We start from the raw sequence: 14,667 nt of genomic DNA on the forward strand, positions 1-14,667 counted from the left end.
AAACAGGTCTTCTTTTTTATCAGGTAGAAACATGTTTGAAAACCAGTGGAGGAATATTTTTATTTACCATCTGGATATCTAGCCACCTTAAGTAAACTTAATTATCGGTAAGTGTTATGCTAACAATTAATATCTCACCCGTTCTAAAAAAATTAACTAAAAGAGTAAAAAGCACTTTCAAAACAATCAGCTATACTGTAATGATAATATTTACCTTTGGGAAAGTCACCGTGCAGACAAAACTAGACCTCAACCTTGCCCGTATTCTTTGCGAGGTGATCGACGCAGGTTCAGTTTCTGCCGCCGCAATGAACCTTAAAACCAGCATCTCCGCGGTCAGTATCGCGCTAAATAAACTACGCAAGCACCATAATAACACGCTGTTTTTCAGGCAAGGCAATGGCATGATGCCGACAGCTTTAGCACTGGAGCTATACAAATTTTATCAGCCAGCGCTCAATCTGTTTGACGAAGCAGAGAAACTCCAGGCTGATGCCTTGTTGCCAAGCCGTGTGCAAAAACTACGTATTGCCACTGTCCCGCTGTTGGACTTGTTTCTGGTGGACAAATTTTTGGACGCCCCGGAATTTTGTAATGGGGCGGGTTGGGATGTCCTTGCAGTTTCTCAGGATCCCACAGTGCGAATAGAACGCCTGCGCAGAAAGCAGATCGATCTCGATATCGGCACGGCATTGTCGAACGACCGATCGTTGCTCTGTTATCCCATTTTCTATGGGGGGATGACGATGGTTTGCGCGAAAGATCATCCCCGCATCAAACAATCGGTGACGTTAGAACAATTTCGTCAAGAGTCACTATTAGGCTTTATCTATTCGGAAGAAAAACTGGGTAAGGAAATACCCGGTATTCAGCATAATGATGAAGATCTATTATTCCGCAACTTCCGCTCATCATCCATTATTACTATCCTGCTGCAAACGGCAAAAAGAGAGCTGGTTACAATGATACCCTCCGCATTGGCACCTTGGGTGTGTGAAAGGTTCGGTTTACGCGTGGTGGAGCATGATTTCCCCATTAAACATACCGTTGGTTACTATACGCACATTCATCGTTCAGAAAAGAACAATCCTTTGCTACAAAAAATAATCAACTTTTTATCTGAGCTAGGATAATTTCATCAACATCATTAGATCGAAGAACACTAGTGGTATAACCCCGAGCTCCAAGGGGTTATATCGAGTGTCTCAACGTTCTATATTTGATATTGACTGTATTACTTCCAGTTTATTGTTTATACTCAAAAACTACGGAATGGAACCTGCCGATAACAATGTATGTTTTTCATTAATAAGGATATGGCTATATGCATACTATGACTAATTGAGAGGTCACAATGACAAATCGCAAATATCTTACCCTATCTGAAGTGGAACGCCTGCTGGAGGCCACCAAACAAGGCTCTGACCCGGAGAGAGATTACTGTTTAATCTGGATGTGCTTTATCCACGGGTGTCGGGTCAGCGAGATCAACAGCTGGCGCCTGTCGGATATCGACCTCCCCAATAACCGCATATATGTCCACCGTTTAAAGAACGGCCTTTCTACTATCCATCCTCTGTATGAAGTTGAACTTAAGGCGCTTATCGGCTGGATGAACGTACGCTCTCGGCATAAATATGCCGCCAGTGAGTGGTTGTTTTTATCGCAAAAAGGCAACCGGCTTTCACGCCAGCGAATTTATGACATATTGCGTGATTGCAGCCGCCGTGCAGGATTAGAAGTGGATGCACACCCCCACATGTTACGCCACGCCTGTGGTTTCGCTCTGGCAGATAGAGGTATGGATACGCGGTTGATCCAGGATTATCTGGGGCACCGTAATATTCAACACACCGTGCTTTATACCGCGACCAACGCCCAACGCTTTCTGCGTGCCTGGTAATCAATAACTAGTAGGAAAACCACTCGGAAGGAATGTAATAATTTGTGATTCTATGGACATATTGTTCCAAACTGACCACGATACTAAAGAGTAATAATTTTCTTGTCAATAACCCTACATTCTTCGCTGTTTCCATTCATTTAACTCAACAAATTCAATAGATTATTTTTAACTCCTAAAAATCCTTCTTTTTATTCCAACAGAACTTAGCAAATCTTTTAACAATAAAAAAAATCGCATGTCGAGTTTGTTAAACAAATTATCGGAATAAAAAACCACTCAGAAACGCAAAAACACCGTAAAAACTCCAGGAAAACCCCTCATCCGATGGAAAACCAGTGGTAACCACCAAACTGGTCAAATTGGAACAAAATGAACAGTTATCTGCTCACTTCGTAACCCGAACAACCAAGGAAAACATGCGTAGAAACGCATAATTATTAATGAGATGCGCGCATCTCGACCCAAAAGGAAGTTTTACATGAAAAAGAATCTGCTTGTTGCTGCTCTGATGACCGCCGGTGTTCTGTCTGCTTCTGCTTTCGCGGCTGACGGCAAAATCAACTTTGTTGGCGCCATCACTGACGACGCCTGCACCGTGGTAAACGACATGAGTAACCCGCTGACCGTAACGCTGGGCACCGTATCCAGCAAAGCGTTCACCACCATCGGGTCTACTGCAGCACCGACCAAGTTCACCATCGCGCTGACCAACTGCCCGGCCACCATGACCTCGGCAAAAGTGAAGTTTGATGGCACCGCAGACGCCAACGAAGGCAGCATCCTGGCTCTGACGCAGGAAGCTGGCGTGGCCACCAACGTGGGGATCCAGTTGACGGATAAAGCCAACGTTGTTGTGCCATTGTACACCGCGTCTTCATCCTATGCGCTGGTCCCGGGTGCCAACAACCTGGACTTCGTGGCACGTTACTACTCCACAGCAGCAAGCGTGACCGCTGGCCCGGCTAACTCAACCAGCAACTTCACCATCATTTACAACTAATCGGCTGTCCCTCCCACCACGTCCTGGTTGGGAAGGCATCCCCACGGGCCGGCTTCGGTCGGCCCATCTTTTTTCGGAGCTTTGAATTGTTATGAACACCTGGTTAAAAACCCTTTGCCTGCCTCTCTTGCTGACCGGCGCGCTGGCGCAGGCGGCCGAAATCGGCGGCGTTACCGTCGGCGGCACCCGCCTGATTTACAACGGCGGCAAGAAGGAGGCTTCACTGAGCGTCACCAACACTGACATCAACCCCTATCTCATCCAGTCCTGGGCGGAGACCCAAAACGGTGGCGCTGAGAAAGCCCCCTTTATTATCACGCCTCCGTTGTTTCGCCTCGACGGTAACCAGCAGAACCTGCTGCGTATCGTGCGCACCGGCGGCAGCCTGCCTGAAGACCGCGAGTCGCTCTACTGGCTGAATATCAAGTCCATCCCGGCAGGTAGCAAGAAGGAAGGGGCCAACACCCTGCAGATTGCCGTCAAGACCCGCATCAAGCTGCTTTACCGCCCGCAGGGCATCAAGGGCACGCCGGAAGAGGTGACCAGCAAGCTGACCTGGTCACAGAGCGGAGCCCAGCTGACCGTCACCAACCCGACGCCGTTCGTCATGAACTTCCAGCAAATCAAGGTGGGTGGCCGTGAACTCAAGGACATCACCTACGTACTGCCGATGGGCCAGGCCACCTTTACTCTCCCGGCCGGCGTCAGTGGCCCGGTCAGTTGGAAACTCATCAGTGACTACGGCGGTACCGGCGCAGAGCACACCCCGGGGCACTAACAGCATGTTGATGCGGAGCATGGACATTCAGGAGCGGGAGGGCGCAATTCTCCCGCACGCAAGGAGTAGTGAAGAATGAATAATAATAAACCCCGAGTGCGCCTGAGCCAGGTGGCCTGCTTTGTAGCAGCCCAGATGGCGCTGATGACCGGGACAATGATGACAGCCCAAGCGCGGGACTACTTCAACCCCGCCCTGCTTGAACTCGGCAACCCCGGTCAAAAGGCCGTCGACCTGACCTCCTTTGAGGACAAGGGCGGCCAGATGCCCGGCACCTACCGGGTGGACGTGTTCCTCAACAATGAAAAAATGGAAACCCGCAACGTCGAGTTCCGCCAGGGCAAGGACGCCAAGGGCAACGAGACCCTGCAGCCCTGCATCCCGGTCGACGACCTCACCAGTTGGGGCCTGCTGACCAAAAAGTTCCCGGAACTCGGTGCACCGGGCAGCGCCTGCGCCAACCTGGCGGCCATTCCCCAGGCCAGCAGCGATTTTCGCTTTGCCCGCCAGCAGTTGTTACTGAGTTTCCCGCAGTCGTCCGTGAACAACGCCGCCCGCGGCTGGGTCGACCCGAAGCTGTGGGATGAGGGGATTCCGGCGGTGCTGCTCAACTACAGCGTCACCGGGGCCAACAACTACGCCAAAAACGGGCGTGGCGATGACAGCAACAGCCAGTACGTCAACCTGCGTCCCGGCGTGAATATCGGGCCCTGGCGGCTGCGCAACTACACCACCTGGAACCGCTCCAGCAGCAGCGGCCAGGATGGGCAGACCATCGACAAGTGGGACACGGTCTATACCTACGCCCAGCGCGACATCATCGCACTGAAGAGTCAGTTTACCGCCGGGGATACCACCACCGCGGCCGACGTGTTTGACAGCATTCCGTTCCGCGGGGCCCAGCTGGCCTCCGACGACGAGATGGTGCCGGAAAGCCTGCGCGGCTATGCGCCAGTGGTGCGCGGGATCGCCCGCAGCAACGCGCAGGTGACTATCCGCCAGAACGGCTACGTGATTTACCAGACCTACGTGTCGCCGGGCAGCTTTGAAATCACCGACATGTACCCGTCCGGTGGCTCCGGTGACCTGAACGTCACCATCAAGGAATCCGACGGCAGCGAACAGCAACTGGTCATTCCGTTTGCCTCCCTGCCGGTGTTGCAGCGTGAAGGACGGCTGAAATACTCGGCCACTACCGGGGTCTACCGCTCCTACGACAACAGCGTGGACAAGACTCCGCTGAGCGAAGGTACGGTGATTTACGGCCTGCCAGCGGGCTTCACGATTTACGGCGGCGGCCAGTTCAGCAGCAAGTACCAGTCGCTGGTGGCCGGGGTCGGCAAGAACCTGGGGGACTTCGGGGCGATGTCCGTCGACGTGACCCAGGCCTGGTCGAAGCAGAAAGACCAGGAGAAAGAGAGCGGCCAGTCATGGCGCGTGCGCTACAGCAAGAACTTCGTGCAGACCGGCACCAACTTCTCAGTGGCGGGTTACCGCTATGCGACCAGTGGCTACTGGGGCATGCAGGAGGTGCTGGACACCTACACCAGCGGCAACAATACGCCGATGCAGGAGCGCCGACGCAACCGGGCGGAGCTGACCTTGTCACAGGACCTGTGGCAGGGCGGCGGCAACCTGGGGCTGACGGCGGCACGGGAGGATTACTGGGATACCGAGCGGCGCATGGAATCGTACAGTGCCAGTTACAACAACTCGTGGAACGGCATCAGCTACGGACTGAGCTACACCTACAACCGCAACTCGCAGGCGGCCTACGGAAACAGCATGGGCGATAGCAGCATTGGCGGCGGCAACCGCGGGCGTATCTACGACAAGGACCAGCAGTTTGCCCTCAGCCTGAGCATACCGTTGAACCGGCTGTTCGGGGGTAAGCACCCGACCTACGTCAACTACATGGCCAACAGCAGCAAGAACGGCAACACCACCAACAGCGTGAGCGTAGGTGGCACGGTACTGGACGACAACAACCTGAGCTGGAGCGTACAGCAAGGTTACGGCACGAAAGGCCAGGGCAACAGTGGCAGTGCCAATGCCGACTGGCGGGCAACCTACGGGGAGCTCAACGGGGGGTATTCGTATGACAAGAACAGCCAGCGCGTGAACTACGGCGTGCAGGGGGGCATTCTGGCCCACGAGAACGGTGTGACCCTGGGTCAACCGTTGGGTGAAACCTTGGTACTGGTGGCCGCACCGGACGCGAAGAGCGTCAGCGTTCAGGGGCAGACCGGGGTGAAAACCGACTTCCGCGGCTATGCGGTGGTGCCGTATGCCAGCCCATACCGTAAAAATGACGTAACGCTGAACACCGAGACCTTCGCCGACAACACCGACGTGGCGATTACCACCCAGACGGTTATTCCAACGCGCGGTGCCGTCGTCAGAGCCCGTTACCAGACCAGCGTGGGCAACCGGGTGTTGATGACGCTGATCTATCAGGGCGGCAAGCCGGTCCCGTTCGGGGCCATCGTGTCGGCGGGGAACAGCAAGGACGCCGAAGGCTTTATCGTCGGGGACGCGGGTCAGGTATACCTGACCGGGCTGGCGCAGAGTGGGCAACTGAAGGTGCAATGGGGCAACGGCGCGGATGAACAGTGCCGCGTGGATTACAGTCTACCAAACGGTGTCCAGGGTATAGCTGCTATAAACGGACAATGCCGGTAGCCGCTAAATAGTTAGCCCTTTTGACAACAGTACATTATTTAAAGGTATGAAAATGAATGTTTTATTTTCAATTAACAAAAAGCGAAGCTGGTCAATAATGCTGCGGATGTTACTCTTGCTTTGTCTATCGGTATTAACGATGGAGAATGCCTATGCACTCAAGTGCGTGAATGCGAGCGACCAGTCATTTTCATTCGTTGAGAACATAGGGAGCGTAGCTGTACCCATTACCGCACCGAATGGCACACTGATATGGCGTTCAGAAAACAGAACGATGACTATAACGTGCTGGAAGGATTTCGGTGGTACAACGGAATCTCCGTATGCTTATTTTAACCCTGCATCAGCCTCTTTAGGCGCAGGCATTCGCGTTGGCATGAATTTTAATGGCACTGACGTACCCAATATTTTCAGCGCCTCAAAATTGGCTGTACCAGGCGTCAGAGTCCCTGAATGCTTCAACACCGAGGCGGTGTGTAAACCAATCACGTCAACGACCTTTACCATTAGCTACTATATCTATATTAATAAATATGGAACACCCAGTGGCAGTAATTATTCTGGGCCAAACACCTTGGCAGTCTTTCAACTGGACGGCGTTGGCGGATTAAACATCACCCCCAACTCAAACTATCGCTATTCGACCACGAATATGCAAGGGATCCGTTTTACCGCCTGTGAGGCCGCTATTTCTGTTTCGCCGAGTTCGATAGATTTTGGCACGGTAGCCGCAACGTCGGCTTCAGCCAATACGGTAGCCGCAAGTAGTAACTTTACCGTTAACATTACCAAGAGTTGTAACGATCCATTTAAGCTAACCGCATCATACGGTTCGCCAACCAACCGACTGGATGCCAATACGCTCAATGTGCTTGCCGGCGTTGGCGTAAAAATAAAAAACCTGACCACCGGCAATTATATCCAATATTCGGACGTTGAAGATCTTGCAGATTTAACCATCGTCAATAGTGCCTCTGTTCCTTACCTTGCCGAAATGGTTTGGCAAAATAGTACCCCAGCCTTGGGAACATTTAGTACGGCGGTAACAATAACAGCGTATTACAACTGATTTAATTCCCCCTAAAACGTATCAGGAGATAACTATGTTTATCAAAAAAAATGGAATTTCAATCGCTATTGCTAGCGCCACTTTATTCGTCAGCATGATGGCAAGTGCAGCACCGGTTACCGTAACCATTACCGGCAAAGTTATTGCTGCTGCCTGTACCGTCGACAACAGCGGTGCTTACACAGTTACCATGCCCGATGTGACCGCCGCCACCCTGAACCCGGCCAACTCCTACGGCACCTGGAAGACCTTTGACGTCACCCTGAGCAACTGCCCGGCGGGCACCACCTCCGTCAAGGCCACCTTTGACGGTACCGCCGACGGTGCCGATGCCAACAAGTACGCCAACACCACCGGCACCGGTTATGCCACCAACGTCGCCGTCCAGGTGCAGAACCGCTCCGGCACCGTCGCCGACAAGGGCAAGAACAGCACCATGACCGTCAACGTCGACGCCAGCCGCAACGCCACCTTCGACCTTCAGGCCCGTCCGTACAGCACCCCAGGCGGCGGCACCGTCGGCAACATCACTACCGTGGTGCTGATGAACTTCACCTACAACTGATTGCGTTAACCCCTGGCAGGAGAGCCACTCATGTTTAAACGTGTCTTTATGCTCAACATGTTGCTGTCCGCCCTCGCTGTCCTGCCGGGCACGAAGGCGCAGGCCACTGATGTCAACATCACCGGCAAAGTCATCGCCTCTTCCTGTACCGTCAGCCCGGTGCTGGCGGCAGGACAGACGATCGACCTCGGCACCCTGGGCAGAACCCGCTTCCAGTTCGCCAATGATGCCGGAACCTGGAAGAGTTTTACCCTCAACCTGACCAACTGCCCGGCCGGTACCACCACGGTCAAGGCCACCTATACCGGCACCCCGAACGGCACCGATGCCACACTGTTTGCCAACACCGAACCGGTGGCCACTGCGGCCCCCAACATGGCGGTGCAGATGGCTAAGGATAGCGACCACACGGCCGTGCTCTCCACCGGCAGCACCATGGACGTCACCGTCGACACGCTGACCGGCACCGCCACCTTCCCACTGGCGGCCCGCCTGTATACGCCCACCGGCGGTGCCCAGGCCGGACAGGTGTCCAGCAGCGTCCTGGTGAACTTCACCTACCAGTAATCATCAGGGGGCCTGCCTCGGTGGGCAACCTACACCACAAAGAGAGGGAAGCATGTCTTTTCTAATGGAGAATACCGGCGTACCTGTGCGCACCCTGCTGGTGCTGGAGCCCTACGACATTCCCTGGTTGGGGATCCAGCAAATGCTGCGCACCCAGCTGGGCCACCGCGTCTCGCTGATACGTCTGCACGACACCGACCGGCTGGCTGAAACCGCCCAACGCCATCAGGTGGACGCAATACTGCTCAGCGCCGTCGGCCACCGTTCCGAGGTGCTGCCCCTGTTGCAGCAACTGTCCCTCATCCTGCGCAGCTCGAAGCAAGCACACATCGCCGCCTACCTGCGCAAGGACCTGCCCCACCTGGAGGATTTGCTGCAGGCCTTCGGCGTCAACACGCTGTTCCGCGGGCCGCTGGACGCAGCAGATCTGGCCCATTACCTGCTGCCCCATCGCCCGGTCTTTCACCCCGTTCGGCTGACCCATCAGGAGTGCCGGGTTGCCCAGGCCCTGTTGACCGGCAAGAGCGTCACCCGGGTGGCCCAGTTGATGCGCAAGGACATCCGCACCATCAGCGCCCACAAGCAGGCGTTGCTCGGCAAGCTCAACATGGTCAGCCGTGGCGAACTGCAGGTACTGGGCGGCCAGTTGATGGCCGACGAGGTCCGGTTATGACCCCGGATACCCGCGCACCAACCACCAGCAAACAGGGGATCCTGATGCACGCCTGCCCGCTGGTTCGTCAGGGACTGCTGTGCCTGCTCAGCGAGCAGTTGCCGGACTTTCGCTTTCAGAGCGTTGACTCCTTCAGTGACCTGGGCCGTCAGCCCGGCCTGACGACCGCCGACCTGGTGGTGAGCGACCTGAGCGATGATGAACATAGCGTGGCCTACGGCGCCGACTGGCTGGTGTGGCTGCAGAGTATTCTCGGCAACAGTCCGTTGGTGGTCATCACCGAGGAACTGTCACACCCGCAGTGGCTCGCACTATCCCGGCAACCCGCGCTCTCTGCGCTGGCCTTGCAAACGCCGCAGGCCGAACTGGGCCCGCAGTTGCGCCAGATACTGGCGGGCACACCGCTCATCAGCCCGCGGCTGCTGCCGCAGTCGCCGCCAGTACCCGCACTGGCCCGGCTGACCGGGGGGGAGCTGCAGGTGTTCGCGCTGCTGCATGCCGGATACAGCGTGACGCAGATTGCCGCGCATCTGCACCGCAGTGTGAAAACGATCAGCACCCATAAACGGCACCTGATGTACAAGCTGCAGGTCGACAATGAAATCGCTCTGTTTGCCCGGGTGAAAAACCTCGATGAACAGACCTGCGGCCTGGATAACGGACAGCAGTTTGTCAGACAGTCCCCGCCCTGCGTGCCGTAGCCCCCCGCCGTCAGGACTGGATTTATCCCCACCGTCACGGGGTTGACAGTGACTACACACTAATCTCACACAGGATGTGTCCATGATTTATCTGGCTACCGATGATTACTATTTTTCCCTGGGCGTCGAAGCCATTTTCCATGGCCTGAACCGACCTATCACCCTTATCCCCCTCGATGAGGCAGACGACACCGGGGTTCTCCCTACGTTGACCAGCGACGATACGCTGCTGCTGGCAGTGGAACAGACGGAAATGCTGACCCTGCTGCTGGTCTGGGCACGCCGTCAGGGAGCCCGGGCGCTGCTGATAATGGATAACGCCTCCGCCCGGACGCTGAACAACATCACTCAATGGTCGCAGGGGGTGCTGTCGAAGAAGATGCCGCTGGCCAACCTGCCGTTGTGTGTCGGGGCGGGCTGCGCCCACCTCAAAGACCTGTCGTTCCTGACGGCACGGGAAATCAGCATCATGGGGTCGCTGGCCGGTGGGAAGACACCGCACCGGATTTCACGGGAGCTGAACCTCTCGGTGAAGACGATCTTCTCGCACAAGCTGAGTGCGTTGAAAAAGCTGGGGCTGAACCACCTGAATGCACGCTCGGTGCTGATCTTCGGCAAGATCTTCCAGGGCCTGGCTCCGCTGTGACACGCATAGATCAACCTGGGGCGACCTTACGTTCGACCCAGGCTGTTCCTCCCCTCCCCCAATCGCCAACGTTATCCCCTAACCAACAGCAGTAAAATCCTGGTTCTACCAGAATAATCATCATCTGACTTATAGCTCATTGTTTTAAATGAACTTTATTGATTCGTAAAAGTGGATTTTATGAATCGTGCGTATCCTCATCTAAGATTTCTCTGTAGATTCTGTCTCACGCCTTAACGAGGCATTCAGAATACCTTACTGGGAATAAACAAATGACACAGAGAAAATACCTGCTGGCAAGTGAAGTAGAAGCCATGATTAATGCCGTGCCTCAGGGGCTGAATTATCATCGCGATCGCTGCTTGATTATGATGTGTTATTTTCATGGTTTAAGGGCCAGTGAATTATGTCACCTTAAGCTGTCTGATATTCAGGATGAGTATATTTATATCTCCCGCCTGAAAAGTGGGTTATCCACCACACACCCTTTACAGAAATGTGAACTGGAAGCCCTGGCCTTATGGTTGGAAAAGCGTCAAGGCTGGCTCAATAACGACACGCCTTGGTTATTTTTGTCCCAACATGGCAACCCACTCTCCCGCCAGCAATTCTATGAATTGATTAAGAAGTACGGCATTGCCGCCAAGCTAAACGTTAAGGCCCACCCACATATGTTGCGCCATGCCTGTGGCTACTCCCTGGCAGATAAGGGGAAAGATACGCGACTGATCCAGGATTACCTGGGGCACCGTAATATCCAGCATACCGTGCTGTATACGGCAACCAATATGGCGCGCTTTAACAGTATTACCTTTGACGTTGAGCAGCAAGCGGCTTTGTAATCGATTTTATTCCGCAATGGAATAGACAATAGTTTAAGACGCAAAGTAAATAATCAAACTTCTTACCCAGTCTATCAACCCTGGTGGACAAGTGCCGCCAAAAATCATTCAGCAGGATATAAAAATGATATATCTAGTTTCCGATGATAGCCGAGATGGATCCACTAAATGCAATCACCCTGACGATCGGCCTGTTTGTGTTAACGTTTTTCAATCCTGGCGCCAACCTGTTCGTCGTGGTGCAAACCAGCCTGGCTTCCGGCAGCCGAGCAGGCATGCTCACCGGGCTTGGCGTAGCGCTGGGTGACGCCCTTTATTCCGGGCTGGGCCTGTTTGGCATGGCAACGTTGATCACCCAATGCGAGGGGGTCTTCTCGTTCATCAAGGTCATCGGTGGGTTATATCTTCTATGGTTTGCCTATAAGAGTATCAATAAGCAGGCACCGCCACACTCCCCTGCGCTGCAACAACCGCTCAGTGCGCCTTGGTATGTCTTCTTCCACCGTGGCCTGATCACCGACCTCTCTAATCCGCAGACGGTGCTGTTTTTCATCAGCATCTTCTCCGTAACCCTGAGCGCCAATACGCCCACCTGGGCCAAACTGAGTGCCTGGCTGGGAATAGTGCTCAGTTCGGTTATCTGGCGCGTTTTTCTCAGCCAGGCATTTTCCTTGCCAGCAGTACGGCGCACCTATGTCAGCATGCAACGGGTAGCCAGCCGAGCGATCGGTGTGGTGATTGGGGCTTTCGCCATTAAGCTGATTTACGAAGGCCTCACGCGCCGCTCCCTATAGCCGGTATATATCGTTGTGAATGAACCCAAGTTTGGCCTTTGTCTGACGCTTGAAAAAACACGTGCATTTTCCCGTCAATTACTTTAGCATTTACTAAATTTAGCAAATACTAAAACAACTAATGACTGACGAAAACGCCTCGCTGCTTGCCAGCGCCAATGCCGCCGCGACGTTGCTCAAAGCCATGAGCAACCCCCGCCGCCTGTTGATCCTTTGTATGTTGGTGGACACGCCAGGCACCAGTGCCGGTGAGCTGGCGCTAGCTACCGGGCTTAGTCCATCAGCGACCTCACAGCATCTGGCCAAGATGCGCGAGGAAGGGCTGATTGAAAGCACCCGCGATCGGCAGCGCATCAACTACTCAATTAAAAATAACGCCGTGCAGCAGGTCATCAGCACGCTAAAAGCCATCTATTGCCCCTGAGGACACCATGAACATAGAAACGATAACTGCCCAGCAAGCGCAAAAATTAATCATGCAGGGAGCACGGTTGCTGGATATTCGCGGAAAGGATGAGTATGCCCACGAGCATATTGCCCAAGCCAGCTTGCTGTCGCTGACTGATATTGAGAAAGGTGGCAAACCGCAGGCCGTTAGTGAACAGGATGTGGTGATTTTTCACTGTCAGTCTGGCCGCCGTACGGCAGAAAACGCAGCGCTATTGGCAGGGGCCGCAACGCCTGCCAAGGTTTATCTGCTTGAAGGCGGTATCAACGGCTGGAAGCAACAGGGATTGGCTGTCATCAAGGGTAACAACCAGCCACTTCCCCTCATGCGACAGGTGCAGATTGCTGCTGGCTCCCTTATTCTGGCTGGGACAATCTTGGGGTATGTAATCTCTCCCCTGTTCTTCCTGTTGTCCGGCTTTGTCGGTGCTGGATTGCTATTTGCCGGTATCAGCGGATTTTGCGGGATGGCGACGCTGTTGGCCAAAATGCCTTGGAACCAACCCAAATAGCGAGATGCCCAACCTTAGGGGCGCCGCTGCGCCCCCAACATCAAGGTTAAGCAAGATCCAACGAATAGACCCGTGACGACTCACCCCACGGGTGATAACCAAGCCCATCAAAGCTGAACCCCAATTTCTCGTAATAACCCACATGGTCGGTACACAGATGCAAACGGGGAAATCCCAGTTCGCCTGCGGCCTTGGCTACGTGGTTGACCAACAATGCGCCGCATCCCTGCCCGCGATACTGCTCATCGACGTACAATGCACATAGCCACGGATACAGCTCCATACGGCTGATAAAGTCATTGGTAATCAAACCCGCGCAACCCACAACGGTTTCCCCATCCAGCAACAAATACCACTGCGGCAGCGGGTTTACCGCATCGATACAACGGGTTATCGAGTCTTGATACAGCATCATGGTCTCTGGCGATGCCCACTGACGCTGGAAATAATCGATAGCCACATCGCGATAGGCTGGCTCCTGACGCACCGAAATAATATTCACCCAAGCTCCTGATTTATTCTGTGGTCGCTACATTATGCCCTATTTTTGTTGGCAGTCAGTTGCTGAACGAATACCATTAATGCGCCGCGCTGTTATGCGGTTTATTTAATACAGGAGACGTTATGTCGCAAAATATCTATGACAATCAAACCTTCTTCGACGGCTATGCACAGCTCAGCCGTTCGGTACAGGGTTTAGATGGCGCGCCGGAATGGTCAACCATCCGCAGCATTCTGCCCGATTTGCAGGGCAAAAAGGTGGTCGATCTTGGCTGTGGTTACGGTTGGTTCTGCCGCAGCGCTCGTGAGCAAGGCGCAGCCCAGGTACTGGGAATGGATCTTTCAGAGAAGATGTTGGGCAAGGCAAAAGAGATGACCAAAGATCCGGCGATTGAATACCGTCAGCAGGATCTGGAGGCGTTACAGCTCCCAGCAGCCAGCTTTGATTTGGTCTATAGCTCGCTAACGCTGCACTATATTGAAGACCTCGGCAAGCTGTTCGCTACCGTTTATCAGGCATTGGTGAATGGTGGGGAGTTTATTTTTACCGCCGAGCACCCGATTTATACTGCGCCAAAGCATCAGGGCTGGTTAGTGGATGAGGCAGGGCAAAAATCCTGGCCAATCAATGGCTATCAGCAAGAAGGACAGCGTATTTCCAACTGGCTGGCGGAAGGAGTGATCAAACAGCACCGTATGCTGGGCACCTATATCAATTTGCTGGTTCAGCAAGGGTTTACCGTTCGTTACTTGAACGAGTGGGGTCCTTCGGCTCAGCAAATCGCCGACAACCCGGCACTGGATGAAGAAAAAGAACGCCCGATGATCTTTATCCTGGCGGTACAAAAACCTGCTGCGTAATGGCTATTCGCTTTATTAAATATCGTTAAAACATCCAATATTGGGGAGGCTGCCTCCCCCCAATACTTTCCAGGCTTATTCACAGCGAACGGTTCTGGGCAACTTCAGGACAACACCGTTTCA

General features: G+C 53.9%; 17 protein-coding genes. 16 read left to right on the top strand and 1 reads right to left on the bottom strand.

Annotated elements, in window-relative coordinates; all coding sequences use genetic code 11:
• The first annotated feature begins 116 nt into the window (after positions 1-116).
• The 15 genes from KGP26_RS21510 to KGP26_RS21580 all read left to right on the top strand — a co-directional run bounded on the left by KGP26_RS21510 (position 117) and on the right by KGP26_RS21580 (position 13,182).
• Positions 117-1,133, top strand: a complete 1,017-nt coding sequence (locus KGP26_RS21510) for a LysR family transcriptional regulator (protein WP_218519009.1) — start codon at positions 117-119, stop codon at positions 1,131-1,133.
• Positions 1,134-1,354: 221 nt separating this feature from the next.
• Positions 1,355-1,903, top strand: a complete 549-nt coding sequence (locus KGP26_RS21515; RefSeq protein ID WP_218519008.1) for a tyrosine-type DNA invertase — start codon at positions 1,355-1,357, stop codon at positions 1,901-1,903.
• A gap of 481 nt (positions 1,904-2,384) precedes the next feature.
• On the top strand, positions 2,385-2,906 hold the full coding sequence (locus KGP26_RS21520; RefSeq protein WP_218519007.1) for a fimbrial protein: 522 nt from the start codon (positions 2,385-2,387) through the stop codon (positions 2,904-2,906).
• 91 nt (positions 2,907-2,997) lie between these two features.
• The gene (locus KGP26_RS21525; RefSeq protein ID WP_223536283.1) at positions 2,998-3,684 is read left to right on the top strand and encodes a molecular chaperone; all 687 of its coding nucleotides are present in this window, start codon (positions 2,998-3,000) and stop codon (positions 3,682-3,684) included.
• A 75-nt stretch (positions 3,685-3,759) separates the two neighbouring features.
• Complete coding sequence (locus KGP26_RS21530) at positions 3,760-6,366, top strand: fimbria/pilus outer membrane usher protein (RefSeq protein WP_223664590.1); 2,607 nt, start codon at positions 3,760-3,762, stop codon at positions 6,364-6,366.
• Between the two features lie 52 nt (positions 6,367-6,418).
• Complete coding sequence (locus KGP26_RS21535; protein ID WP_223664591.1) at positions 6,419-7,435, top strand: fimbrial protein; 1,017 nt, start codon at positions 6,419-6,421, stop codon at positions 7,433-7,435.
• A 34-nt stretch (positions 7,436-7,469) separates the two neighbouring features.
• Positions 7,470-8,000 (top strand): fimbrial protein, encoded by a 531-nt coding sequence (locus tag KGP26_RS21540; RefSeq protein ID WP_223498247.1) that lies wholly within the window; start codon positions 7,470-7,472, stop codon positions 7,998-8,000.
• A gap of 30 nt (positions 8,001-8,030) precedes the next feature.
• Positions 8,031-8,567, top strand: coding sequence for a fimbrial protein (locus KGP26_RS21545; protein ID WP_223536288.1), 537 nt, complete (start codon positions 8,031-8,033; stop codon positions 8,565-8,567).
• Positions 8,568-8,619: 52 nt separating this feature from the next.
• Positions 8,620-9,240: a LuxR C-terminal-related transcriptional regulator gene (locus KGP26_RS21550; RefSeq protein WP_223536290.1), complete on the top strand. Its 621-nt coding sequence runs from the start codon at positions 8,620-8,622 to the stop codon at positions 9,238-9,240.
• On the top strand, positions 9,237-9,941 hold the full coding sequence (locus KGP26_RS21555) for a response regulator transcription factor (protein ID WP_223536293.1): 705 nt from the start codon (positions 9,237-9,239) through the stop codon (positions 9,939-9,941). The genes KGP26_RS21550 and KGP26_RS21555 overlap by 4 nt, the downstream gene beginning before the upstream one ends.
• Positions 9,942-10,023: 82 nt before the next feature.
• The gene (locus tag KGP26_RS21560) at positions 10,024-10,587 is read left to right on the top strand and encodes a helix-turn-helix transcriptional regulator (protein WP_223536296.1); all 564 of its coding nucleotides are present in this window, start codon (positions 10,024-10,026) and stop codon (positions 10,585-10,587) included.
• Positions 10,588-10,859: 272 nt separating this feature from the next.
• Positions 10,860-11,429 (top strand): tyrosine-type DNA invertase, encoded by a 570-nt coding sequence (locus tag KGP26_RS21565; RefSeq protein ID WP_218518999.1) that lies wholly within the window; start codon positions 10,860-10,862, stop codon positions 11,427-11,429.
• Between the two features lie 155 nt (positions 11,430-11,584).
• Positions 11,585-12,223: a LysE family transporter gene (locus KGP26_RS21570; protein ID WP_223664592.1), complete on the top strand. Its 639-nt coding sequence runs from the start codon at positions 11,585-11,587 to the stop codon at positions 12,221-12,223.
• Positions 12,224-12,344: 121 nt separating this feature from the next.
• The gene (locus KGP26_RS21575; protein WP_223664593.1) at positions 12,345-12,647 is read left to right on the top strand and encodes a helix-turn-helix transcriptional regulator; all 303 of its coding nucleotides are present in this window, start codon (positions 12,345-12,347) and stop codon (positions 12,645-12,647) included.
• 7 nt (positions 12,648-12,654) lie between these two features.
• Positions 12,655-13,182, top strand: a complete 528-nt coding sequence (locus KGP26_RS21580; protein ID WP_179249281.1) for a rhodanese family protein — start codon at positions 12,655-12,657, stop codon at positions 13,180-13,182.
• 46 nt (positions 13,183-13,228) lie between these two features.
• Here KGP26_RS21580 and KGP26_RS21585 read toward each other — a convergent pair whose 3' ends face one another.
• Positions 13,229-13,684: a GNAT family N-acetyltransferase gene (locus KGP26_RS21585; RefSeq protein ID WP_223664594.1), complete on the bottom strand. Its 456-nt coding sequence runs from the start codon at positions 13,682-13,684 to the stop codon at positions 13,229-13,231.
• A 122-nt stretch (positions 13,685-13,806) separates the two neighbouring features.
• On the opposite strand from KGP26_RS21585, the gene KGP26_RS21590 reads away from it, so the two are divergent.
• Positions 13,807-14,544, top strand: a complete 738-nt coding sequence (locus tag KGP26_RS21590; protein WP_223664595.1) for a bifunctional 2-polyprenyl-6-hydroxyphenol methylase/3-demethylubiquinol 3-O-methyltransferase UbiG — start codon at positions 13,807-13,809, stop codon at positions 14,542-14,544.
• Positions 14,545-14,667 lie beyond the last annotated feature (123 nt).

This window comes from Serratia sp. JSRIV002, from assembly GCF_019968725.1.
Taxonomy (GTDB): domain Bacteria; phylum Pseudomonadota; class Gammaproteobacteria; order Enterobacterales; family Enterobacteriaceae; genus Chania; species Chania fonticola_B.